This window comes from Bauldia sp., assembly GCF_965232525.1.
Taxonomy (GTDB): Bacteria; Pseudomonadota; Alphaproteobacteria; order Rhizobiales; family Kaistiaceae; genus Bauldia.
In genome coordinates this window covers 1,699,210-1,724,032 of sequence record NZ_OZ246980.1, presented here as the reverse complement: position 1 = coordinate 1,724,032, position 24,823 = coordinate 1,699,210, and the positions used below count along the sequence as shown (strand labels likewise).

At 64.1% G+C, this 24,823-nt stretch carries 21 protein-coding genes; 8 read left to right on the top strand and 13 right to left on the bottom strand.

Annotated features, from left to right (window positions below):
• Positions 1-199: 199 nt before the first annotated feature.
• Positions 200-4,585, bottom strand: coding sequence for a hypothetical protein (locus tag ACO076_RS08160; protein WP_421726225.1), 4,386 nt, complete (start codon positions 4,583-4,585; stop codon positions 200-202).
• Positions 4,586-4,748: 163 nt separating this feature from the next.
• The gene (locus tag ACO076_RS08155; RefSeq protein ID WP_421726224.1) at positions 4,749-6,809 is read right to left on the bottom strand and encodes a tetratricopeptide repeat-containing sulfotransferase family protein; all 2,061 of its coding nucleotides are present in this window, start codon (positions 6,807-6,809) and stop codon (positions 4,749-4,751) included.
• Between the two features lie 514 nt (positions 6,810-7,323).
• Here ACO076_RS08155 and ACO076_RS08150 point away from each other — a divergent pair.
• The 8 genes from ACO076_RS08150 (at position 7,324) to ACO076_RS08115 (ending at position 14,542) form a co-directional block, all read left to right on the top strand.
• The gene (locus tag ACO076_RS08150; protein ID WP_421726223.1) at positions 7,324-7,896 is read left to right on the top strand and encodes an invasion associated locus B family protein; all 573 of its coding nucleotides are present in this window, start codon (positions 7,324-7,326) and stop codon (positions 7,894-7,896) included.
• Positions 7,897-7,940: 44 nt separating this feature from the next.
• Positions 7,941-8,699 carry a hypothetical protein gene (locus ACO076_RS08145; protein WP_421726222.1) on the top strand — a complete coding sequence of 253 codons (759 nt, stop codon included), beginning with the start codon at positions 7,941-7,943 and terminating at the stop codon, positions 8,697-8,699.
• A gap of 86 nt (positions 8,700-8,785) precedes the next feature.
• On the top strand, positions 8,786-9,739 hold the full coding sequence (locus tag ACO076_RS08140; protein ID WP_421726221.1) for a sugar kinase: 954 nt from the start codon (positions 8,786-8,788) through the stop codon (positions 9,737-9,739).
• Between the two features lie 121 nt (positions 9,740-9,860).
• A complete protein-coding gene (locus ACO076_RS08135; RefSeq protein WP_421726696.1) occupies positions 9,861-10,523 on the top strand; it encodes a FadR/GntR family transcriptional regulator in 663 nt (220 codons plus the stop codon).
• A 14-nt stretch (positions 10,524-10,537) separates the two neighbouring features.
• Positions 10,538-11,737: a mandelate racemase/muconate lactonizing enzyme family protein gene (locus ACO076_RS08130; protein WP_421726220.1), complete on the top strand. Its 1,200-nt coding sequence runs from the start codon at positions 10,538-10,540 to the stop codon at positions 11,735-11,737.
• A 48-nt stretch (positions 11,738-11,785) separates the two neighbouring features.
• Positions 11,786-12,763, top strand: a complete 978-nt coding sequence (locus ACO076_RS08125; protein ID WP_421726219.1) for a sugar ABC transporter substrate-binding protein — start codon at positions 11,786-11,788, stop codon at positions 12,761-12,763.
• 66 nt (positions 12,764-12,829) lie between these two features.
• A complete protein-coding gene (locus ACO076_RS08120; protein ID WP_421726218.1) occupies positions 12,830-13,807 on the top strand; it encodes an ABC transporter permease in 978 nt (325 codons plus the stop codon).
• Positions 13,808-13,810: 3 nt separating this feature from the next.
• Positions 13,811-14,542, top strand: coding sequence for an ATP-binding cassette domain-containing protein (locus ACO076_RS08115; protein WP_421726217.1), 732 nt, complete (start codon positions 13,811-13,813; stop codon positions 14,540-14,542).
• 16 nt (positions 14,543-14,558) lie between these two features.
• Here the strand turns inward: ACO076_RS08115 and rhmD are convergent, their stop codons facing one another.
• The 11 genes from rhmD to ACO076_RS08060 all read right to left on the bottom strand — a co-directional run bounded on the left by rhmD (position 14,559) and on the right by ACO076_RS08060 (position 24,821).
• The gene (rhmD, locus tag ACO076_RS08110; RefSeq protein ID WP_421726216.1) at positions 14,559-15,746 is read right to left on the bottom strand and encodes an L-rhamnonate dehydratase; all 1,188 of its coding nucleotides are present in this window, start codon (positions 15,744-15,746) and stop codon (positions 14,559-14,561) included.
• 21 nt (positions 15,747-15,767) lie between these two features.
• Positions 15,768-16,553, bottom strand: coding sequence for an SDR family NAD(P)-dependent oxidoreductase (locus tag ACO076_RS08105; protein ID WP_421726215.1), 786 nt, complete (start codon positions 16,551-16,553; stop codon positions 15,768-15,770).
• Positions 16,538-16,852 carry an L-rhamnose mutarotase gene (locus ACO076_RS08100; RefSeq protein ID WP_421726214.1) on the bottom strand — a complete coding sequence of 105 codons (315 nt, stop codon included), beginning with the start codon at positions 16,850-16,852 and terminating at the stop codon, positions 16,538-16,540. The genes ACO076_RS08105 and ACO076_RS08100 overlap by 16 nt, the downstream gene beginning before the upstream one ends.
• The gene (locus ACO076_RS08095; RefSeq protein WP_421726213.1) at positions 16,849-17,640 is read right to left on the bottom strand and encodes an acetoacetate decarboxylase; all 792 of its coding nucleotides are present in this window, start codon (positions 17,638-17,640) and stop codon (positions 16,849-16,851) included. The genes ACO076_RS08100 and ACO076_RS08095 overlap by 4 nt, the downstream gene beginning before the upstream one ends.
• Entirely contained in the window at positions 17,637-18,422 is a 786-nt protein-coding gene (locus tag ACO076_RS08090; RefSeq protein ID WP_421726212.1) for an SDR family NAD(P)-dependent oxidoreductase, read from the bottom strand. The genes ACO076_RS08095 and ACO076_RS08090 overlap by 4 nt, the downstream gene beginning before the upstream one ends.
• Positions 18,419-19,240 carry a sugar phosphate isomerase/epimerase family protein gene (locus ACO076_RS08085; protein WP_421726211.1) on the bottom strand — a complete coding sequence of 274 codons (822 nt, stop codon included), beginning with the start codon at positions 19,238-19,240 and terminating at the stop codon, positions 18,419-18,421. Before ACO076_RS08085 ends, ACO076_RS08090 begins: the two co-directional genes overlap by 4 nt.
• A complete protein-coding gene (locus tag ACO076_RS08080) occupies positions 19,240-20,283 on the bottom strand; it encodes a Gfo/Idh/MocA family protein (RefSeq protein WP_421726210.1) in 1,044 nt (347 codons plus the stop codon). The genes ACO076_RS08085 and ACO076_RS08080 overlap by 1 nt, the downstream gene beginning before the upstream one ends.
• A complete protein-coding gene (locus ACO076_RS08075) occupies positions 20,280-20,999 on the bottom strand; it encodes a FadR/GntR family transcriptional regulator (RefSeq protein ID WP_421726209.1) in 720 nt (239 codons plus the stop codon). The genes ACO076_RS08080 and ACO076_RS08075 overlap by 4 nt, the downstream gene beginning before the upstream one ends.
• Positions 21,000-21,003: 4 nt before the next feature.
• Positions 21,004-22,011, bottom strand: coding sequence for an ABC transporter permease (locus ACO076_RS08070; RefSeq protein WP_421726208.1), 1,008 nt, complete (start codon positions 22,009-22,011; stop codon positions 21,004-21,006).
• A gap of 10 nt (positions 22,012-22,021) precedes the next feature.
• On the bottom strand, positions 22,022-23,569 hold the full coding sequence (locus ACO076_RS08065) for a sugar ABC transporter ATP-binding protein (RefSeq protein ID WP_421726207.1): 1,548 nt from the start codon (positions 23,567-23,569) through the stop codon (positions 22,022-22,024).
• A 67-nt stretch (positions 23,570-23,636) separates the two neighbouring features.
• The gene (locus tag ACO076_RS08060) at positions 23,637-24,821 is read right to left on the bottom strand and encodes a sugar ABC transporter substrate-binding protein (RefSeq protein ID WP_421726206.1); all 1,185 of its coding nucleotides are present in this window, start codon (positions 24,819-24,821) and stop codon (positions 23,637-23,639) included.
• Positions 24,822-24,823 lie beyond the last annotated feature (2 nt).

Sequence of the window (24,823 nt, the reverse complement as noted above, 5' to 3'; positions counted from 1 at the left end):
AGATATTCGCCGGCTCGTCGTTCGAAAGGGTGATCTCGACCGTGTTCGGCGCCTCGGGATAGGCGATTTCGCCATCGAGGACCGGACCTTCGTCGGTGTTGATGGCGTTGCCGCGCTGGATGGTCTCGCCGCCGTCCGTCGAGTAGCCGGCCCAGATGTCACCGCCATCGTTGACGATCTTGGCGATGTTCTCTTCCTCTTAGAGGTCGAAGTCACTAAAGGTACCGGCAACCGCGATACCCGTCGCCGCCGCCTCAGGTCCTTCGGCGTAGGCGTAGATCGACCCCTTGTTGACTACCTTCATGTTGTTGGCAGCCGACGGATCGTAGATACCCACCGCCCAAGCGTAGCCTTCGTCGGCCTTCGCGGTCGCGATCGCCGAGATCAGACCGCTGGAAGTGTTCTTGAACTTGCCGTCCAGCATGCCCTCAGTGAAGAAGGCGACGCCGAACGCCGTCGCGGCGGCGGCCTCGTAGGTGGCGGCGGATGCCTTGGCCAGCGCCGTCGCGTAGATCAAGCCTTTGTTGACACCATCCAGCGTCACCGGCACCGACGGACCGCTGTCGCCGATGTCATAGCCAACGCCCTGCGCGTAGGCTTCCGCCAAGGCGAACTCTTTGCCCTTGGCGTTCGAATACGCGTCGGCCCAGATCGTACCGTCCTTGTCGTTGAGGAAATACCCCTCGCCGACGGCGCCGTCCGGGCCTGCATCGAAGTCGCTTTCGTAGCCCTCGGCTTCAGTATAGGCAGTTGCCCAATGTCCTTTGCTTTTGGCCTGCGCGGTCGCCGCCACCCAGCCGGTGTTGGTGAACTTGGACTTCATCGTCCACGCATCCCGTACTTCGTGCTGGACAGCTGTCGCGCTTGCGTCCGCATCCGCATAGGTGGCGAAGCCGTTGTTGTCTTTCGTCGCCTTGGCGTAGGCGTCGGCACTCACCCAACCGTCGTTGTTGACGACGTTCTTGGCGAGATCGCCATATCCTAAGAGCCCGCCGCCTATATAGCCGCTGGCGTACTGGAAAACACCGTAGGCATCGGAGTCGGATTCGGCGTCGTACCAAGCCTCCGCGAAAGACCATGCGGATGCATCGATGGTGCCCGTATTGTTGGTCTTGTTATACGTCGTCCGGGCATACTCGGCGTCCTGATCGACGCCAGAAGCCTCGGCATCGGCATCGGCCCTCATCGCGTCTTGGTTGTTGCCACCGAACGCTTTCGCCAAAGCGCTGCCGCTGATCCAGTCGGTGTTGTTGACCGTGTTCTTGGCAAACTTCGCTGCAAACAGTTCGCTTTCGTAAAAGCCGTATGCGTCCTGGTCGATGACGTCCGTTTCAGCACGCGCGTCGGAGTAAATACCACGCGATCTCGCGACGGCGTCCGCATAGACCGAGCCACTGTTATCGACGCTGTTGCGGTTCTTCCAAGCACCGTTCGCGTCCTGCTCAATTCCGGTCCCCGATGCATCGGCGGTGGCGTAGGTCGCGGCGCCGCCGCCCTTGCCAAAGGCACGGGCTAGCGCATTGGCGCCGATCCAATCGGTGTTGTTGACCGTGTTTTCGGCGAGGCTCGCGACGATCTCTCCGGCGCCGTTGTATGAGGCGTATTGGTCGATCCCATACGAATCGGCATAAGCGTCCGATTCCACCCAAGCGCGGGACAGCGCCCCGGCCTCGGCCTGAATCGTGCTCGTATTGCTGACCTTGTTCTTGGCGGTTTTGCCGAAGGCATCCTGATCGACGCCGGTTCCATCGACGTCCGCATAAGCATACGTCGCTGCCCCGCCGCCGGGGCCCAACGCCTCGGCCTTCACATAGGCACCGACCCAATCGCTGTTGTTGACAACGTTTTTGCCAAGCGACCCATCCGGAACTTTGGCCACATCATCGAATTCAAAGTACGCATCCGCGTGCTGGTCGATACCGATCGCGTCGGCATGCGCATCCGAATCGTACCACGCCTCGGACTTGGCTCTGGCCTCGGCGACAACGACACCACTATTGTCGACCTTGTTGGAGGCCGTGCGGGCGCTCCAAGCCCCTTGGTCGACGCCAGTGGCGTCGGCATAGGCGGATGCGTATGTCGCCTCATAATCACCCCGACCCATAGCTTTGGCCAGCAGGGTGGCGCTGATCAACTCGCTGTTGTCGACGGTGTTCTCAGCCAGTTCGCCGTAGTTGAACGGGAAGCCGCCACCGATATAGCCGTCCGCGGCCTGGCTGACGCCGAACACATCGCCATCGGCCCGGGCGGTGCTCCATGGTGGCGGCGGCCCGAATAGTGGCAACGGTTGGATGAACACCACAGGGAAAAACTCGTCCCGCGCCACCTTGGCGACGGCCTTGCCGCTGGCGACGATATCGCCGGAATTATATACGTCGTTGAAGACCGTAAGGCCGCGATCCGAACGCTGCACGACGCCAAACACACCGTCGACTCTGGCTTCGGCGAAGGTACCGCCGAGCGCTTTGGCATGCCCGTCGGCCATGATGGTGCCGGTGTTCTTGGAGAGCGTCCGCGAAACGAGCGTGTCGAAGCCGAATCCCTCGGCGTTCTGGGCGACACCGGCGACATAGGTCACGCTGGCGAAAGCCTCCGCCGGCTCGAATACGTCGTCGGGCAAGGCCCGAAAACCGAGCCGCGCTTCGGCAAACGCATCGCCCGAAGCGTAGATCGAGCCCTCGTTGACCGTCCGCGCCTTCGGATCGCGGCCTTCTGCGTACTGATCGACACCAAAGGTGTCGCCGGCCCGGGCGTCGGCTTGATAGGTGGCGGTCGCATCCGCCTCCGACCAGGCCCCAAGCTCGCCATAGTTCTTGGCAAGCGCGCGGGCCTTGTTTTCTACCTCAACATATTGCCCCACGCCGACCGACTCGGCACGGGCATCGGCATACTTGGCGCGCGCGTTGGATTCCGCGCTGCTCCAGACCCTTCCGTCCGCCTTGTTCTCGAACAGGGCCGAACCCTTGAAACTGTCGAAGACGTCCTGAACGCTGCCACCAGACCGCGCCCACGAAGCGGCTTCATCGCCGTGAATCACGAATTCCGAGGTCGCCTTGGCGCCGACATAGACGTCGCCGGAGTTGACGAACCGCGCGTGACTATTGAAGCCTTCGTTGGCCTCCTGGTAGCCGCCCGCCGCCTCGGCGAACGAACCGAGATAGGTTCCAAGCCAGAAGCTCGACTTGGCCTCAGCGACGACGTCGATCCGGCCGCTGTTCCTGATCCGCGCCATCACGTCCGGCGCATCGTCGACCTCCTGCTTGATGCCGTAGGCGCGCGCAAAGGAAACCCCGAACCCGGGACCGCAGCAAAACGGCGGAGGCCGAAGACTGATACCCTTGGCCACCGACCGCGTTGCCACGTCGATGTGCCCTGTGTTCCTCGCTGTCGCCTTGGCGGTCTCCGGATCCGGGTCGTCGCCCTCGAACGCGTCGACGTCCTGATTGATGCCGATGGCCGTCGAATTGGCACCCGCATAGGTGCCATGAAGCAGCTTGGCGCGCGAAACAACGTCGACATAAATGTCGCCGGTATTCCTCGCGAGGGCGGATACGTTGATCGCGTCGTCCACGGTTTGCTGGATGCCGGCGCCATAACCCTGCGACACCGCTTGATAGGTAAGCGCGGCGGCTCGGGCGTTGACCGAAGCCGAGATCAGACCCGAGTTTCTTGCGACCGCCCTGCCGATATCGGAAGAGCTTTCGTCAGATTGAACGAACTGGTCGATCCCGATAGCGGCGGCATAGGTGACAAACGCATCTTCGACCGCCCCAACCCGCGCACGCGCCTCAGCCAGGATCTTGTCGTTGTTAACGGCCTTGGCCTTCAGTTTGTCAGCCAGCGGCCCGTTGTCGTTCAGCTCCTGATAAATACCGAAAGCCCCGACGGTGCCGTAAGCCTCCTCGCCAGCAAAAACATCGGTCTCCGCGTAGGCGTCGATCTTGCTGTTGTTGGTGGTTTTGGCACGGGCCAGGTCGCCGTCGTCAAACAAGGTTTGATAGACGCCGAACGCCACGGCGTCTGCAGTAGCATCGCCAAGAACGTCGGCGGCGACCGCCCGGGCATCGGCGATAATCTTGTTGTTATTGACGATCGTCGTCTTTTCGCCGCCACCATCCGGAAGGCTCACGATACCGTAGGCAGTAGCCGAGACATCGTCGCCGCCAAAGAGAATATCGACCCCCAGCGCCCTTGCTTCGATCAGGCCGTTGTTGGTGGTCAGAGGAACGTCACCCTCGATGAGCAGCGCCGTCGCGGTCGCATTGTCGGTCGGGATAATGCCGTTCAGGGCGCGGATGACACCGTCCCCGGAGTTGACGAATTCGCCGATTTCAACGTCGGGCTCAATGTGGACCGCAAGCGAACCGGGACCGTTGAAGACGCCAGGGCTGATAGTCGCGTCATTGGTGAAGGTGCCAACGATTGTGGTTGGCACAATGTTCAGGAACGTCGTGTCGTCGATCCAATCCACGACCGCCGTCGTTCCAAAACTCAGCGTTGTCCCTGCCGAGGCCCGCCCCGCCAACGCCAGCGTAGCGATCGAGGCGCCGGTCAACAGAGCCGAAATTGCTTTTTTCGAAACCACTTGCGCCCCCTTTGGCGACCACATCAAAATCCCTCGAGTCCCCGCCCGAGGTCTTTGTCCACTGGCACTATGCCCAGATTCGCGCGGCAATCAAGGCAAAGAGCCGCCTTCTCGCCGCAAAGAAGCCATCGCGTGGCCCCAGGGCAACAGATGGTGGGGAAAGTTAAGGAGAGGTTACCCCGAGCGCATCAGCCAGCGGTTGAATCGCCGGCCCGTAGCGGCGCCAGCGCCCCACGGAGGTTGTATAAACCGGGCTCCGCACCTGGACGACACTGGCGGTGCGCACCGGCCGCGCCGATTCGTGGAACGCGAGGCAGGCGGGATCCCATTGAAGACCGACGAAGTCCACGAGCTCTCGCGACCTGTCCTCGAGATTCTCGACCACGTCCTCGTAGGCGATGGTGGCCATGATCCCTGGCGGCAGGATCTTTTCCCAGTGCGCCATCAGTTTCTGATACCGTTTGTAGTATCGTGAAAGCTCACCGAAATCGTAGCTGTGCGGCATGTCGTCCTTGAACAGCTTCGAAAATGTTGAAATACACGAGTCAACCGGGTTTCTCGCCGTATGGATGAATTTTGCATTGGGAAACATGACGTGGAGAAAGCCAACGAAATAGAAATTGGACAAAAGCTTGTCCGTCATTCGTTGCACATCACCGGCGAGAGCCGACTGCGTGTCGATATAGCCGTCGGCTACCAGCTTATACTGACTGGTATTCATCCGGGTGCCGAGTTCAGGGTATTTCGGCAGCGCCGGGAAGCGTGATCGCAGGGAGCCAAGGCGGCGGCTGATCTCCTTGGTCTCGCCGCCGCCATAGGTCTGCGGGTGGCTGGAGAGGATCTGCTCGATGAGAGTAGACCCCGACCGCGGCATGCCAACGATGAACACCGGCTTGTCTGACGGGTGTCCCTCGAACGGCGGGTTGGCGAGGAATTCCGCATCGTACGTCTCCTCGATCCCGTTGAAAAAGCTGATCGATTCCGCCTCTTCGTAGTCGAGTGTTGCCCGTTTCAATTTCGCGCCAGAGATGTAGTGATCGATCGCCTTCTCATGCTCGCCGACGTCGTCGTAGGCCTTGCCCATGGCAAAATGCAGGGCGGTGTAGCGTCGGTCCATCGGGTCCTCGGCTTCCTCCAGGACCTTCTGCATCTCGATGAAGCGGGGGTTGTCCGGTGTGTATTTCTCAAGGTCGGACAGATTGGTGTAGACGCCGAGCGCCTTGGGGTTGATCTCCAGTGACCGCAGCAGCTCGGCGCGCGCTTCGTCGAGCCGGCCCAGAGACTTCAGGCAATTGCCGTAGTGATTGCGCACGTCCCACAGTTCGGGATCGATCTCCAGCGCAGCCTCGTAGGCGGTAGCCGCCTCCTCGAAACGCTCGATGTCGTTCAGAACCTCGCCGAGCGTGGCGTGGGTCCGGGCGTTTCCGGGTTCGAGTTCAATCGCCACCCGACACGCCTTTTCGGCCGGTTCGAAGCTTCCCTTTTCAAGCTGAACCCGGGCGACCTGAAGCAGCGTCTCCACGTGCTGCGGATTGATGTCGAGCGCCGAGCCGAGCACCCGTAACGCTTCGTCACGTCGGTCAAGGCCGACTAACAACTGAGCCAGGTTGTTGTAGGCATCCAGGTAGCGTGGGTTGAGGTCGATCGCCTTGCGATAGGCGTGCTCGGCCTCGACCGGTTGATCCTGCTCGCGCAGGATCGTCGCCAGGTTGTTGTAGGCTTCGGGATAATCCTCCCGGATCATCAGCGCCTTCTGATATTCCTCCAGCGCCTCCTCGGTCTTGTCGAGCATCCGCAACGCGTTGCCGAGATTGTTGTGGGCCTCCGGATAGTCCGGGTTGACCGCGACCGCCCGGCGGTAGAAGGCGCACGCCTCCTCGTATTCCTTGCGGTCGAAGTGAACGATCCCGAGATTGTTGAGCGCCTGGAACGAACGCGGATCGAGCTCAACAGCCCGGTTCAGCGAAATCCCGGCCTCACGCAATTTGCCACGCTGGCGCTCGGTCTCGCCGAGATTGGCGTGGAACTGGGGATTGGTGTCATCCAGGCGAATGGCACGCTGGAACGCCTTGACCGCCTCGGGACTGCGACCGGCCGCAACCTGGATGGCACCGACGAGATTATGGGCCAGCGCGAATCGCGGTCGCACCTCGGCGACCCTTGACGCGATGTGGAGCGCGGGCTCGAGCTGGCCGGCATTGTAAAGCCGCAGGGCCTCGTCCATCGCCTGTTGGACCGAGACCTGGACGGGACGATTGGGGCTGCCGGCCGCGCGCGCCTGAGTCGCCGCCGACCGTCCGGGAGCAGGCGGAGGCGGTGAGCCGGGAACCGCCGGCCGGTGTCCGGCAGCCGCCTGAGCACGCGGGCGGGGTGCGCCCAGTGGCGGCGGAGGCGGAGGCGCCGAATGCGCCGGCGGTCGACCGGTCGTCGCCGGTTGCTCGGACTGCGCCGGTGGCGGTTCGCGCGGCGTGGACGCCGGGCCCGGGCCGAGACCGGCCGAAACATTGTGGCCAGTTGCCGGGTCTGCCCGCCCGGCGGTTGATTTCTTGGGATCGCTCATGCACTAGGCTCCGCAAAACGGGCGTCCGAGGGACTCGGTCCGGCCCGCTGGCTTTTCTGGTTGGTAGCGGCAATTGGCGACTGGTTGCAAGATACACGACCTGATAAGAGACCGCCGTGGCGACAGGGTACGCGGCGAGCCCGATGACTCAACGATTCGACACAGAAGGTAAAACGCGATGACAGGCTTCGATTCCCAAGCCGGGAAAGCAGTCGACAAGGCGGCGGATAGAGGTCCGAGTACGTGGGCCCGTATCAGCGGCACGCTGGCAGCGGTCGGCTTCGCCGTCGTGCTCGCCGGACCCGCCGAGGCCGTCACCCGCACCGAGCGGACGTTCGACGGCTGGACAGTGTCGTGCGTCGACGATGACGAGCAGCAGAAGCGCTGCACGATGTATCAATCGCAGGTACGAGCACAGGATCGCCAGCTGGTGCTGGCATGGGCCATAAGCCGCAACCAGGACAACGAGTTGGTCCAGACGGTGACGGTACCGTCCGGTGTTTCGATCAAGGAGGGCATTCGACTGTTCATTGGTGACGCCGATCCAGTGACACTTGGATACGACATCTGCGGGCCGCGTGTGTGCTTCGCCCGGGTGCCGCTGACGGACGACCTGGTGGTTGCGGTGCGAAGCAGCAGCCGGGTGTCCGCCAGTTACGTGCGCGGCAACAAGCAGCTCATGCAGCTCGATCTTGACGTTGACGGATTCGCCGACGCCTATGACTATTTCGTTTCGGAGCTGTCGTCGTAGATCGCCCTTTTGGGCTGACGGCGCGACGCTGACAAACCGGCGATATGTCTCAACGCGAAGACCCATATTTCGACGAGCGCGGCACGCAGCCGCCGAACCGTGATTCCGACGAAGACTGGCCCGATCAGGATCAGCGCTGGGCGCGCCGCGAACGGCCGTCGCAGGAGCGCCCTCCGCGACGGCCCTCGGCCCTGCGGCGCATCCTCACCATTTTGCTCGCGATCGTGATCATTCTGGTCGTCGTCGCTGGTGGGGGGTATCTGGCCATCATGCTGGGGTGGATTGACGGGACCCGGCTCGGCCTCGGCGGTTCGATCATCAGCCCGAGCCGGCCGACCCAAAATGCCGAGGTCATCTTCTCCGGCGATGCCGGTGCGCTCTCGGCCGCCGACGGCAACATCATCCAGGAAGATACGTCCGTCAGTCCACCGGTCGTCTGGCTGCGGTCAAGCCGGACATCCGCTAGCCCGGCGGGTGTTACCGAAGGCGTCTCGCTCGAAGTCCCCGCCTCTCTGCTGCCCCGCATCGAGGGCCGCGCTGTCCGCGTGACGATTTCCGCCCGAACTGGAAGCCGGGACGAGCCGACTCCCTTCGCAGCGGCCTTCTCGGCCGGCGATCGAGGCAACAGCGGCTGGATCGTGTTCGTGCCGAGCCGCACGCTCGATGACTACAGCTTCAACTTCCGGGTCCCGATCGGCGAGGTCGGCGATCCGGACAGCGCCAACTACATTGGCATCTGGTCGGACATCACCGGCAGTAACGCACCCCTGGCGATCGATCGTATCACCATCACCCCGCAATAACCGTGGGCCGGGACCTGCCCGCCTTTGCCTGGTGGGACGCGCTCTGTAGTTTGTAAGGCTCAACGGTCGCTCGCAGGAGAACGGCGATGGGCTTCATCGTGACCGCTGGCGAAATCCTGGTGGAGATTCTCGCTGACACGCAAGGACACGGCTTCCGCCAGGCGCAGGCCTTGACCGGCCCCTTTCCGAGCGGCGCGCCGGCTATCTTCATCGATCAGGTCGGCAAGCTCGGCGTCCCGTGCGGGATGATCGGCGCAGTCGGCGATGACGATTTCGGCTGGCTCAATCTCGACCGACTGAGGGCGGATGGCGTCGATATCTCGGCGATCACCGTCATTCCCGGTGCCGCCACCGGCTCCGCCTTCGTCCGCTACCGGCCGAACGGTGAGCGCGATTTCATCTTCAACCTCAAAGACAGCGCCAGCGGTCAATTGGCGATCGACGAGGCCGGAGTCACGTTGCTCGACAAGGCAACGCACTTCCACTTGGCGGGTTCATCGGTGAGTTCCGATACGATCCGGGAAGTCGTTCGGGTGATCGTCGAAACCGTGAAGACGCGCGGTGGCACCGTCTCATTCGACCCGAATGTGCGCAGAGAGCTGCTCGACAGCACCGAGGCGCGCACCTTCTTCGACTGGATACTGGAGCGTACTGACATCTTCCTGCCGAGCGGCGAGGAGGTCTTCCTGTTCACTGCCGCGAGCCGGCCGGATACGGCGGCGGCCGAACTGATAGCGCGCGGGATCCCGCTGGTGGTCATTAAGGATGGCGTGCGGGGCGCAACGGGCTACCGAGCCGACGGCTCGATCGCGGTGCCGGCCCACCGGGTGGACGAAATCGATCCTACCGGGGCCGGCGACTGTTTCTGCGCGGCCTTCGTCGCATGCCACGTCCTCGGCGAAAACCTTGAGGACAGCCTTCGTTATGCGAACGCGGCCGGGGGTCGGCAAGTGACGGTTCGCGGCCCTATGGAAGGAACATCGACGTTCGCCGAACTCGACAGCTGGATGGAAGAGACGCCGGTGCTCGACGCGGGTTGACAAATAGCTACGGATGCAATTGTCTGGCGCACTGTTGAGACCTATCAGATAGGTTTGGAGCGTGCAGGTACCGTCGAACGGCGATGAACACCGCAACCCGGGCGGACTGGTCCCGGCCGTGATGGCCGCGCTCCAGGCGCATATCCGGGCCAATCATCTTGCGCCGGGGGACATCCTGCCGAGCGAAAGCGCGTTCGCGGAACGCATGGATGTGTCACGCGCGGTGGTTCGCGAAGCGTACCGGTCGATGGCGACCCTTAAGCTGATCGACGTCGGCAATGGACGGCGCGCTCGGGTCTCGACCATGGACCCCAGCGTGCTCGCCGTCGTGCTCGATCACGTTGTGCAGACCGATCAGATCTCAGTGCAGCAAATCCTCGATGTCCGCCGTACGGTCGAGATGCGAACCGTAGGGCTCGCAGCGCTGCGCCGTACAGAGCCGGAGGCGGCAGAGATCGCACGGCTGGCCGCGGCGATGCGCGCCGACTTCGATCACGCCGATCAGGTCATGGAGCATGACATCGCCTTTCATGAGGCGATCGCTGCCGCCAGCCGTAACCCGATGTTCGCACTGATGATGGGCGCGTTCCACGTAGTCACCCGTGAGACGTGGCAGATCGGCTGGCGGGCGCGAGCGACTGATGGCGAGCGGATGGCATCGATCGCCTGCCACGAGGCGATCGCCCACAGCATCGCCGACCGCGATCGCGCCAGCGCCGAAACGGCGATGGCGGAGCACTTCGACAAGACGGTCACGATTCTGCTCGCGGCCGGGATCAACTGAGTGGGGGGCTACACGTGAAAATCACCGGCATCGAAACGATCCGCGTTGACGAGTTCCCCAACCTGCTGTGGGTGCGGGTCCACACCGACGCAGGTGTCAGCGGGCTCGGCGAAACGTTCCTGATGGCGGCAACAGTCGAGGCGTATATCCACGAAACCGTCGCTCCAAAAGTGCTGGGGCACGATCCGCTCGCCATAGACCGCCTCGCCCACGACCTCGTGCCCTATGTCGGATTCCGGTCGACAGGTGCCGAAATGCGCGGCAACTCAGCCCTCGACATCGCGCTCTGGGACGTTTTCGGCAAGGTCACCGACCAGCCGATCGCCCAGCTTCTCGGCGGGTTTTCCCGCCAACGCATCCGCACCTACAACACCTGCGCCGGAACCAACTACATCCGCACGGCAAACGGCCAACGCTCCGACAACTGGGGCCTCGGCAAGTCGGATTCTCCTTACGAAGACCTCGACGCTTTTCTCAATCGTGCCGATGAACTGGCCGAGTCGCTCCTCACCGAGGGGCTCACCGCGATGAAGATCTGGCCGTTCGACGTCGCCGCGGAAGAAAACGACGGTCAGTTCATCACCAAGGATCAACTCAAGGCGGCGCTCGAACCGTTCGAGAAGATCCGCAAGGCGGTCGGCGACCGGATCGACATCATGGTCGAGTTCCACTCGCTGTGGCAGCTCACACCAGCGATCCAGATCGCCAAGGCGCTCGCGCCCTACAACACGTTCTGGCACGAAGACCCGATCCGGATGGACAGCCTCGGCGACCTCCGGCGCTACGCCGACGCTTCGCCCGCCCCGGTCTGCGCCTCCGAAACGCTCGGCACCCGATTCGCGTTCCGCGATCTGCTGGAAACCGGCGCGGCCGGCATCGTCATGCTCGACATTGGCTGGTGCGGCGGCCTGTCGGAAGCGCGCAAGATCGCAGCGATGGCGGAGGCCTGGCACCTGCCGGTCGCGCCCCACGACTGCACCGGCCCGGTGGCACTCGCCGTCGGTACCCACCTGTCGCTCAACGCGCCGAACGCGATGATCCAGGAGAGCGTTCGCGCCCACTATCACACCTGGTACCGCGATCTGGTCACCGCGGTGCCGGAGGTGCGCGACGGCATGATCACGGTTCCCCCGGGGCCCGGACTCGGGCTCGACCTGGCGCCGGATCTTGCCGATCGCTTCACCGTGCATACCCGCGCCTCGACGCTGACCTAGAGGCGCGGCGACAGAGACCATGGTCCACCAAGGGAGGAGTTCCAAACCATGTCGAAACTGAAACTGCTGACCCTCACCGCGGCTCTAAGCGCCGGCCTTGCCACGGCCGTCGCGGCCGAGCCGCTCAACATCGTCTTCACCCACCACTCGTCCGCCTCCAATCCCTTCTGGCAAGCGGTGAAGAAGGGCTTCGACGATGCTTGCTCGAAGCTCGAAGCCAACTGTCAGATGATCTTCACCCAGACGGAGGGGTCGATCGACCAGCAATCCGCCAACATGCAGGCAGCGCTCGCTCGCAGCCCCGATGCGCTGATTACCTCGATCGTCGACAACCAGGCCTTCGATCAGATCATCGCCGACGCCCGCGCCAACGGCGTGATCGTCATCGCCTCGAATGTCGATGATACCGATGGCGCCGATGGAAGCGCGCGGCAGGCGTTCATCGGCCAGGGCTTTATCCCGGCCGGCTACTCACTTGGTAAGGCCATGGCCGAGTTCTTCCCCGCGGAAGGCCCGATCAAGGCGCTGGTTGGCGTGTCCGCGCCGGGTCAGAACTGGTCGGAGCAGCGTGCCGCCGGCGTTATCCAGTATCTTGAGGAATTCGCCGCCACCAATCCGGACCGCGAGGTGGTCATCGAACGCCTCGACACCGGTACCGACGGTGCTGTCGTCGCCGATCGCGTCGGCGCCTACCTCAACGCCAACCCGGACACGACCGTCTACTTCGACACTGGCTTGTGGCACGCCTTCGTCGCCCAGGTTCTCGCCGATCGCGGCATCGAGCCCGGCACCGTGCTGATGGGTGGCTTCGATATCGTCTCGGAGGTGCTGCAGCAGATGGAGGCCGGCTACATCCAAGTCCAGGTCGACCAGCAGCCTTACATGCAGGGCTTCATGCCGGTGATGCAGGTGTATCTCGCCAAGACCGTCGGCCTGTCGCCGAGCGATATCGACACCGGTCAGGGTCTCGTGTTCGTCGAAGACGTGCCGGAGCTGTGGGATCTCTCCCGCCAAGGCGTTCGCTAGCTGAAACCCTGATGTGGGGTGGTCCGCCGCCCCACATTAGCCGACCAGACAGGATATCGGCCGCGGATGAAGCGTCTCCTGAAAATCTATCTTGAGAAGCCCGAGCTCGCCGGCCTCGTGCTTCTCATCGTTCTGGTTGTCGTCTTCCAGATTCAGTCGGATGGCGTTTTTTTGAACCAGGCGAACTTGCGCGGCATCCTCGGCATTCTGCCCGAAATGGGACTGGTGGCGATCGGTGTCACGCTTTTGATGATCTGCGGCGAATTCGACTTGTCGGTGGGGTCCGTCTTCGCGCTGATGCCGATGGTGATGGCGGTGCTGATGGAGGGCGGGACGCCGTTTGCCCTCGCCTTCTGCGCAGGCCTCGCCGCCGCCGCCGCCGTTGGTTTCGTCAACGGCTTCGTCACCATCCGGTTCACTATCCCAAGCTTCATCACCACCCTCGGCATGCTGTTCATGGCACGGTCGCTGACCGTGGTGATTTCCGGTGGCTTCCCGCCGCTCCTGCCAACCGACCTGCCCAGGTGGCTGTTCACCGTCTTCGTTGGCCCCGGCGATCTGTTCCGCATGTCGTTCGTCTGGTTTGTCGGGATCGCGGTCCTGATGACCATCCTTCTCTCCCTGACCAACTTCGGTAACTGGGTGCGGGCGACCGGTGGCTTCCTGCCGGCGGCGAGTTCGATGGGTATTCCCACAGCCCGGGTGAAAATGGCGTGCTTCATGATCTGCTCGATGCTCGCCGGCTTCGCTGGAATGATCCAGGTGCTACGGCTCGGCACCCCTCTGCCGTCGATCGGCGAAGGCATGGAGCTGCAAGCGGTCGCTGCCGCCGTCATCGGCGGAACGGCACTCACCGGTGGGATCGGAACAATCCTCGGCGGGATCATCGGTGCAACCTTGATCCGCGTCATCGACAACGGCCTGGTGCTGAGTCAGGTCGATGCCAACTGGTTCAAGTTCGCGATCGGTTTCCTCACCATCTTCGCCGTGGTCGCCAATGCCTGGCTCCGGCGTCGCGCCAGGTTCATCAAGGTGGAGACCTGAGTGATGGCCGAGCCAATCATCTCCGTTCGCAACCTGCACAAATGGTATTCGGGCGTGCATGCGCTCAAGGACGTCTCGCTCGACGTCTACCCGAACGAGGCACTCGGGCTGGTCGGCGACAACGGCGCCGGCAAATCGACCCTGATCAACATCCTCTCCGGCGCTCAGCGTCAGGACGAAGGCGACATCCTGCTCGATGGCAAGAAGGTCAACATCGCCAATCCGCGGCAGGCGATGGATCTCGGCATCGAGACGATTTACCAGTACAATTCGATGGTCCCGTCGATGTCGATCGCGCGCAACGTCTTCATCGGACGCGAGCCATTGAAGTTTTCGATCGGCGGCATCGGCATCATGGACCAGCGCCAGATGCGCGACGACAGCGTCAAGGCGATCGCTGATGTCGACCTGCATCTGCGCTCGCCTGACGCCATCGTCGGCGAACTCTCCGGCGGTCAGCGCCAGGGGGTGGCGATCGCCCGCGCCATGCACTTCAAGTCAAAGGTGATGATTCTCGACGAGCCGACCAACCACCTGTCGGTGAAGGAGACCAACAAGGTCATCGGCTTCGTCCGCTCGCTCAAGGAGCAGAACGTCACCGGCATTTTCATCAGCCACAACATCCATCACGTCTTCGAGTGCTGCGACCGGATCGTGGCGATGGACCGCGGCGAGATCGTGCTCGACAAGCGGATCGGCGACACCGATATGGATGAAATCTACGACGTCCTGTGACGGACGCAGAGAGGCTTCAGCCGCCTACGTAAGGCCGCTCGAGGGCAACGCCCTCGCGCACGGTCAAGCCGAAGCCGGGTCGGTCGGCGAGGCGAACCCGGCCGTTTTCCGGCAGCGTCTCGCCTTCGAACAGATCGCCGAAGATCGGTCCGATGACGTCGCCGGCGGCGCTCATGTTGACATACTCGCAGAACGGAATGTGCGGCTGGGCCATGACGAAATGGTAGCTGTAGTCGCCCGATCCATGCGGGACGACCGGCGTGTCGTAGGCAGCGGCCATGGCGCTGATCCGCATCGCCTCGGTCAACCCCCCGACCCACGTCAGATCGGGCTGAACGATGTCGATGGCGCGACTTTCGAGGATCGCGCGAAACCCATACCGCGTGTACTCATGCTCGCCGGTGGTCCAGCGCGTGGTGGGGCAGCGCTCCTTGAGGATGCGATGCCCGTCGATGTCATCTGGGGACAGTGCTTCCTCGATCCAATGGATGCCGACCGACTTCAGCGCTTCTGCCAATGCGACCGCGTAGGTCACATCCAGCGACATGTAACAGTCGACCATCAGCGGGAAATCGGGGCCGACGGCAGCCCGATGCGCCGCCAGAAATTCGACATTGCGTCTCAGACCCGGCTCGCCTTCCGCCGGACCGTGCGGCAGCGGCACCTTGCCGCCCCAGAATCCTTGCGCCTTGGCGGCCTCCGGCCGGGGACCGGTGCAGTAGAGGCTGATCGCGTCGCGAGTCGCACCGCCGGTCATCGCGTAGACCGGCTCGTCTCGGAGGCGCCCGAGCAAATCCCATAGTGCCAGATCGACCGCCGAGACAGCCGCAGTGACGACCCCCTTGCGGCCGTAGGGAAGGCTGGCGCGATACATCTGATCCCACATACGGTTGATGTCGCGTGGGTCGCTACCGACGAGGAAACGGCGGAAGTGCTCCTCGATGAGAAAGCAGGCTGGCGGGCCGCCGAGCGCCGTCGCGACACCAACCGTGCCGCCGCGGCTTTCGACCTCGACGAGGATGGAGCCGAGGACCGCGATCCCCCAACTCGTCCGCGATGCCCGATACTCTGGATAAACGGACATCGGATTGGCGATCTGGGTGTCGATCAACCAGTGGCCGGCTTCCCGATCGTGGTAGTCGCCGCCCGCGCCGGAACTCGCGACGACAAAGGCGCGGATATCAACGATCTCGTCGCGGCGCATGAGTTTTCCTTCCTGACCGGCTCAGGCCGGTGTCGCGGCGAGACCGGCGGCGGCCCGGAACGCGGGATCGCGGACGTCCACCTCGTCGCCGGCGAAAGGCGTGCTCCCCTGCGTGCACAGAAAGACGACGGCCGCGGCCGGTTCGCGTGGGTGGGCGAGATCGTCGGGGGTGAGCGTCGCGGTTGGACCGATACCGGCGGCGCGGATGTCCGCCTGCATCCCGGTGTCGACGATCCCCGGCGCAAAGCCGAACACCCGAATGCCGTTAGCCTCGTGTTCGGCGGCGAGGACGCGGCCGAGCATGGCGAGCCCCGCCTTGGCGACGCAGTAAGCTCCCCACCCGGGAATCGCCTTTTGCGCGGCACCGGAGGAGATGTTGACGATGGTTCCACGACCGGCAGCCTCCATGGCGGGCAAAACCGCTTGAGCCATCATCGCCGGGCCGAGTAGGTTGATCTCGATGTTGGCGGCAATCGCCTCGTCGTCCGCGGCATGCAAGGGTCCAAGCGGCTGGATAACGCCGGCATTGTTCACCAGGATGGTGGGTGCACCGAATTCATCCTTCGTTGCCGCCACGGCCGCCGCGATCGATCCGGCATTAGCGACATCGCAAGAAACGGCGGCCGCTTTTCCACTGGCCGACTTGATCTGATCGGCAATCGCCATCGCACTGCCCAGCTGCCGCGCCGTGACGGCCACGGCCGCGCCGGCACCCGCGAGCGCTCGCGCGATCTCCGCGCCCAATCCCCGGCCAGCGCCGGTGACGATCGCGATTTCGCCGTCGAGCCGCATCAGTCCATGTGCCATTGCAAGGGGAGCAGGAACGGAAACCCGCGCCGCTCGTCGACTTCGATCTTCATGATCGGCGTCATCGACTCGCCCCAGCGCTTGTTGACCGGATCGTCCTTCAGCGCCGCGACGGTCGCATCGAGATCGTCGGTTTCGAAATAGCCGAACAGGGTCAGGCCGTGACGGAAGATCGAGTAGTTACGGATGCCTGCCTTCTTCAGCGCCTCGACCATCTCCGGCCAGATCTCGTCGTGCCGGCGTTTGTATTCCTCCTCGTAGCCGGGCCGGACTTCCAGCACCCAGGCGTAGTGGCTCATGGGGTTCCTCCAAGGTAGTCGTGAACGATGCGGCCGGGCACCAGGGTGAAGTCCGCCCGCCAGTGGAAACCGTCGAGCATGTCGACCACCGGCAGGCGGTGGACCGGCGCCTGGGCGTTCGGCCGGAGCTCGACTGTGCAGGGACCGCTCCAGCATTCGTGGACGACGACGTCGCTCAACCGACGGGCGGTCAATTGCCGGACCGCCGGGCGTCCGTCGATCTGATCAACCGCCTTGAGGTTGACGTTCTCGGCGAAGTCGAAATGGGCGGTCAGGCTGTCGAGCGTGTCACGGCGATGTTTGTAGGCCATCGTGCCAGTGATCACCGCGATGTCGTTGCGGGTGACCGTGCCGACCACAAGGTCGCCGCGGTGCTCGATCACCGGGTGGCCGAGCTTCTTCGGTTGTCCGTGGACCTCGCGTCCGTGCGTGACCCCCACATCCGACGACAGGAACAGATAGGGCGAGTACGAGCCGGCAACATCGGTGCCGGGCAGCCGGCAGCCGACCGAGACGTTGGACTCGCCGTACGGCCCGGTCCATTCGGTATCTGTCATCCGGTAGATGTGGGCGACAACCACGTCGCTGGTCGCCTCGAGCGGCGGCGGCAGGACGCGGGCCACGGCGGCTTCGGTCGTGCGCCACACCACGGTCAGCACTTCCACATCGCGGAAGGCAAAGGGAAACGGGGGGATGGTCGGCGCGTCCCACGGGGTCGAGAACCCCGGCTGGAGAATGTCGTCGACGGTTAGGCGGTCGATGCCGCCGCGGCGGAGGTCCTTGCTCATCCCGCCTCCCGCGGCGGCGCAACGCCATAGCCGGTGAAGCCGCCGGTGACGTTGATCAGTTCGCCGGTGACGAACGAGGCTTCCGGCGAAACGACATAGGCGACCGCCGCGGCCACATCGTCGGGGCGGCACCAGCGGCCGACGGGAATCGTCTTCAGGACCCGCGCCTCGAAATCCTCCCAGCTCAGTCCGAGCGCCGCTGCCTTTTCACGAAACTGCTTCTCCATTCCGGTCCCCGGCCCGACGTGGCCGGGGGCGACTGCGTTCACGGTGATCCCGTAGCCAGCGAGTTCAACGGCCAGCGTCTGGGTCAGCCCCCACACCGCGTTCTTCGACGCCATATAGGCCGCCGAGTAAGGATTGCCGAAACCGAGGCGGGTGACGATGTTGACGATCCGACCCCCCTCCGCCGCCATCATCGAGCGGGCGACGGCGCGGCAGGTCAGGAACGTCCCGCGCGAATTGACACTCTGAACCCGGTCCCAATCCAAGTCGGTCATGTCGACCACGAGCTTCTGGAGGTGAACGCCGGCCGAATTGACCAGCACATCGATCCGCCCGTGCTTGTCCAGAACCTCGCCGATCGCGCGGCCAACGGAACCCGACTCGGTCACGTTGATGGCGATGCCGGTCCCGCCGATCTCTCGCGCGGCATTGTCCGTCGCTTCCCCTTCGAGATCGGCGACCACAATCCGGTGGCCGTCCCGCGCAAGGCGCGCGGCGATGGCCAGGCCGATCCCGCCCGCACCACCGACGACGACGGCGACCGGTTCCTCGCTCACGCCACCTCCCAACCACGCACGACATCGCGAAGCCGGATCGTCTCGGTGAGTATGTCGTCGTACCAGGAGTCCATGTAATCCTGATGTGTGTATTCTAGCGCCAGGTAGCCGTCATAGCCGGCGTCGCGCAGCGTCGCCAGTTGCGCGGCCATGTTGAGGGTGCCCTTCTCCAGCTTAGTCTGAAGTTCGCCCGACTTCGCCTGACGCAGATGCATGTGGGCGGCATGCGACACGAGCGGATCGACCTCCTCCTGCCGGTAGCCAAGACAGGCGAAGTGGCCGTAGTCGAGGGTCAGCTTCAGACCCGGCACCTTGTCCAACAGCTCCAGCACGAGGGTCGGCGACTCCAGATAGGAATGGACGTGGGGCTCGATGGTCAGTGTGACCCCCGCTTCCGCCGCGATCGGCAGCAGACGTTTCAGGCTCTCAGCCGACTCGGCCAGCGCCTCGCGGCGCCCCTGCCCCGGATTGCAGATCCCCGGCAGGACGAAGATGACACCGACCCCGGCGCGAACGCAGAAGGCGACCGCCTGCTTCAGGTCGGCGGCATTCTGGTCGAGGAACCGCCGGTCGGCGAGGTTCCGGTCGCCGAGCGTGTTGCCGAACAGATGATAGAGGCACGGCAGTGCGACGCCGAATTCCAGCACCTCATCGGCGACCCTCTCCGGTTCGGCGAGGAGCCGCGCCTTGTCGAGGGCCGGGCCGTAGAAATAGCCGATATCGAGCCCGTCGATCCCCAGCACCTTGGCGATGCCCGCCGCTTCCCGCAGCGAACACGCCGGCAGCGACCAGGAGGTGAGGGTGAGTTTGAACGCCATCAGACCGCCTCCATGCGTCCGGAACTGGCCGACCGGTAGAGCGCGTCGAGCACCTCGACGGCGCGCATGCCGACGATACCGGACGCGGGATTGACCGTCGGCCTGCCCAGCGACAAGTCGACTAGGGCGCGCAGCGGACCGACGCACTCGTAAGCGCCGGCGTCCGGCGCGAGCGTCACCGTCTCGCCGGTCCCATCGCGACGACGCAATTCGACCCGCGCTCGCTCGATGTCGAACAGAAGCATGCCCTCCGAGCCGAAGACCTTGAGGTCGATCTGAACCGGCTCGCCCTTCGGCAGCGTCGCGGCACCGGAGAGCGACGCGGTTCCGCCGTCGGCGAACCGGACCGCGGCGGCATCGTAGTAGTCGACATTGGCGGGTGACTGTCCGGTGAGCGCGAACACTTCGGCCGGTTCCAACCCATCGACGACGCGGAACAACAGACCCAGCGCATGAACGAGCTGCCCCCAACCGAAGCCGCCGGCACGGGCCGGATCGGCCCATGTCGACGGCGGCGGCCGGAACATGGCGCCCTCGGTCTCCAGCATCGGCTGTCCAGCGAACAGATCCTCGAGCGCGTTGGCCATGTGGAGCACGACGTGTTCGACCTCGCCGACCCCCGGTGCGAGCCGCCGGGCTTCTTCGATCATCGGCCGAAAATTCCAGCCATAGGCCACGACGATCTGCCGATCGACCTCTGCGGCGCGGTCGACAAGCGCCCGCGCATCGGCCGCTGTCGTCGTCATCGGCTTTTCGACGAGGACGTGACAGCCCTTGTCGAGCGCTGCCATTGCGTGCTCGAAGTGGAGTGTGTGCGGCGAGGCGACGACGACCCCGTCCATCGGCACCGTGTCGAGCATTGCCCGGTAGTCTTCGAAGGCGTGAGGGACCGCGAAGGCCTCCTTGACCGCGGCGAGTTCTTCGGCGCCAAGCCGGTTGACGGCAACGACCTCGCAATCCTCGAAGCCGGCGAGCACCGGCAGATGATTGACCACCGCCCACCAGCCGGCACCGATCACGCCAATGCGGGCTTTGTCACTCATTCGGCGGCCTTCATCGCGTCGAGGGTCGATTCGTGGACATTGCGCATGTGCCGAACCATAGCGGTTTCGGCGGCGTCCGGGTCACGGGCGACGAACGCGGCGACGATTTCCTCATGATCGGCGAGCGACTGTTTGAGGACGCCGGGGGTTTCCGAGGCGATCCGTCGGTATTCCATGCCGAGCACGTAGAGCGAATAAGCGACGCGGATCAGAAAGGGATTGTCGGTCGAGTCCATGACGGTGCGATGGAACTCGAGGTCGGAGACCCGAAAGCCGAGTGGATCGGTGACGAGATCGGCCTGCAACACCACCATTGCCTGGAGGCGGGCGATGTCGGCATCGGTCAGCCGCTCCGTCGCTTTTCGTGCCACGCCGCCCTCGATCAGGCCGCGCGATTCATAGAGTGCATCGACGTTCTGAGCGTTGAGCGTGATCAGAAACTGGAGCGGTCCGAGCAGATCGGCGGCGTCCAGCGATGAGATGTAAGCGCCACCGCCCTGGCGTGATTTCACGACGCCGAGAATCTGCAGGCCGCGCATCGCCTCACGCAGGCTCGGGCGGCTGACCTGCAGCATTTGCGCAAGATCACGCTCCGGCGGAAGCTGGTCGCCCGGCTTGAGGTTGCCGGTCCGCACCAGGTCGAGGATTTTCTTCGCGACCTGATCGGCGACGGAATTCCGCTCGACAGGCGAAATGGTGGAGAGGGCATCAGCCACGGCGCTAATCCCCCAACGCCCGGGTGCGGATCGCGTCGAGACTGACGGCCAGCATCAACACCACACCGCGGGTCACGTCCTGCCAGAACGACGAGACGTCCATCAGGGTCAGGCCGTTGGCGAGCGTCCCGAGGATCAGGACGGCGAGCAACGTTCCCCAGACGCTGCCGCGCCCGCCATAGAGGCTGGTGCCGCCGAGGATGATCGCGGCGATGACGGTGAGCAGGTGGGTCGACGCCGCACCCGGCGCCGCCGCGCCGAGTTGTGCCGCGAGCATCGCGCCAGCGACCGCGCCACTGACACCGGAGACGATGTAGAGGATGACCTGAACCCGCTCGACCGGGAGGCCGATCAGCCGGCTCGCCTCGGCGTTGCCGCCGGCCGCGTAAACGAAGCGTCCGAAGCGGGTCTTGGCCAGCACCACCGCGAGCGCGATGTACGTGACCGCCATCAGGATGATCGGCACCGGGATGTCAAAGACCCGCCCCTGGCCGATCCAGTTGAAGCCCGGCACCATCAGCGCCCGGGTCAGCCCGCCGGTGAGGATGAGAGCCGCGCCCGAGACAATACTCATCATCCCCAACGTGACGATCAGCGGATTGAGGCGAAGTTTGGTGGCGAACAGGCCGTTGACCAAGCCGATGAACGCGCCGATGCAAAGTGCCGCTGCGACCGCCAGCCAGATCGGCACCCCAAGACCGTGAACGATGGCGATCGTCACACCGGTCAGCCCGGCGATCGCGGCGACCGAAAGGTCGAGACCACCGGCGATAATCAGCGGCGTCCCCGCCGCCGCCATCAGGCCGATGAACGCGACGTTCGAGCCGATCGCCAGCATGTTCCGCTGCGTCAGAAAAAACGGCGAGAGCAGCGAGAAGACGACAATCAGGGCGATATAGAAGATCAGCAGGATCGCGACACCCGACCAGGGTTTCCCGAGCAGTGCAAGCAGGCGATGGCGAAGCGTCGCGCTAGTCTGGTCGGTCTCGGTCGGGGCGCTGGTGACGGTCATCGAGAGGCACTCATGCGGCGTGGAATGCGGGATCGTTGACCGTGGCGGCCATCAGCGTTTCGGGTGCCGTGCCGCGGTCAAAACGGCCGACGATGCCACCCCGGTCGAGAACGATCGAACGGTCGCTGATACCGGCGACCTCCTCGACATCCGACGACAGAACCAGGACGGCGAGGCCGCGGTCCGCCAGTTCGCGCAGCTCCAGATAAATCTCGCGACGGGCCCCAACATCGACCCCGCGGGTCGGTTCCTCGAGGATGAGCAGCGCAACACCGTCGACCAGCCACCGCGACACGCATACCTTCTGCTGGTTGCCGCCGGACAGGGTGCGAATCGTCTGCTCAGGCCCGCGGGTGCGGATGCCGAGGCTTTCGATCCAGCGCTCGGCCTGTGCGGTTTCCTTGGCACGCGAGACGAACAGGCCCTGGGTGTAGCGGTCGAGGAAAGGCGCCACCATGTTATCGCGCACGGTCAGCTCGGCGATGATCCCTTCTTTTTTGCGATCGGCGGCGACAAAGCCGATTCCCCCGTCCTTTCCGAGTGCCGCCGAGCGGGGGTGGTATGGTTTTCCATCGAGGGTCACCGATCCGGTCGTCACCGCTCCAAGCGCGCCGTAAAGCGTCCGGCCAAGCACCTCCACTCCGGAGCCGATCAGGCCGAATACGCCGACGATCTCGCCGCGGCGGACGTCGAAAGAAACATCGTCAATGCGGCCGGGAACGCCGAAGCCCTCGACGCTGAGGACAGCGGTCGTATCGGCCTCGCCGCTCGCCGCCATGTCGTACAGGTCTCCGGCGATGCCGCCGAGCATGGCATCCAGCACCTCATCGTGCGACGCGGTCGCCGGATCGAACAGGCCGGCTTCGCGGCCGTCGCGGAGGACGGCAATCCGGTCGGAGATTTCGAAGACTTCGCTGAGGTAGTGGGAGATGTAGATCACCGACACCGACTGTTCCTTCAGGCGCCGGATGATTCGAAAGATCAGCTTGGCTTCCTGTTCCGTCAGCGCTGCGGTCGGCTCGTCCATCACCAGGATGCGCGCCTTGCCGGCAAGGGCCCGGGCGATCTCGACGATCCGCTGTTCGGCCACCGACAACCGCTTCACGGGCGCGTTCGGATCGATGGCGGAAAAGCCGAGTTGATCGAGGAGCTCGCGGGCCCGTGCAACCATGGCGGCGCGATCCACAACAGCGAAGCTCGGCCCCGATTTCATCGGCAGGTCGGCTAGCGAGATGTTTTCGGCGACGGTCATGTCGGGCATGACCGATATTTCTTGCGGCAGCAGCCTGACCCCGGCGGCAACCGCCGCGCGCGGCTCGGGGAAAACCACCGTCTCGCCGTCCACTTTCACGGTCCCCGCGTCACGCGTGTAGACGCCAGTCAGAATCTTGACCAGCGTCGACTTGCCGGCACCGTTAGAGCCGAGCAATGCCATGACTTCGCCGGGAGCCACCACGAGGTCGACCGTATCGAGGACCTTGACGCCGCCAAACGCCTTGTCGATCCCGCGCATCTCCAGGCGCGGCGTTTCATTCGGAGCGGTGGTTTCGGTCGTCATAATCGCGGATCGGATTGTCCGGCGTGCCGTGGCCCGGGGCACGCCCCGGACCACCCAGCCCTGACCTTTACTCGGTCGGGATTAGCTCGATCGAGTCAGCCATCTCTGGCGAGGCGCGGATTTCGGCAAGATGCTGCTCGAAGGCCGCCTGCGGGAAATTCAGCGCCATGCCCGCCCCGTCCGTGCAGGGGAAGTCGGGATAGAACTCGCAGATGTTCCCATTGTCGACCATGACATGGGTCTGCAGGACGGCTGGCGGCAGGTCGATGCCGGCAAGCTCGGCAAACGCCATCGGGATCAGGAAGTTCCCATAGCGCTCGGGGAAGTAGCCGACCGAAGCGACGAAAGCCGGTTCGTTGACCATCGTCTCGTTCTCATCCGCGCCCATGCCGACGACGATCAGATCATCCTCGCGGCCGCCCTGCTTGACGGCTCGCAGAATGCCCGTCGACGCCTGATCATTGATCGCGGTCGCCATGATTGGAACACCGTCCGGGATGCGGCCGAGCACGTTGTTGGTCTGGGCGAAGCTCTCCTCAAGCGTGTTCTTGGTGTCGATGACAATGACGTGGTCTTCCGGGAAGCCCTCGACCGCGGCGAGGAAGCCGGCCAACTGACCGCCGGTCCGCATCGCCGGAACGGCGCCGGACTGGGGCAGATCGCCAAGGATGAAGTAGCCTTCCTTCACCTTGTCGGCACCGAACTTGGCGATCGCCGCCTGGCCGAGATAGACGCCACCCATGTAGCCCGACCGCGGGTTGTTGGCGCCGAAGAAGGTGGCGCCCGGCATCGGGATATCGATCGCTGTGACGCCGATCCCGACCTCACCCATCTTCTGCATTATCGTCGCGCCGAAATTCGCGTCGGTCTGGAACTCGATCACATAGTCGACGTTGCGGTTGATGAAGCTCTCGGCGTTGGCAAGCGCGGTTGCGCCATCGAGCCGGTTGTCGGCCACGACGAGTTCGACGCCGGCGGCCTCGGCGTTTTCGATAATGCTCTGCTCGACCAGCGCCGCGAACGGAATATCGCGCTGCAGGTTGGCGAAGGCGATGACATATTGTTCGCCATTGCGCGGTGGGGAGACGCTGGCCGCCTGCTCCACCATCGCCATCAGATTCTCCGCCGGTAGCATCTCACCGGAGAAGCCGGTCGGCGAGAAGCCATGGAAATCCTGCGCAGAGGCCGCGCCGGAAAGAAGAGCGAGCGCCGCGCCAGCGGCCGCCAGTCTCAACGCCGAGTTCTGTTTCATCA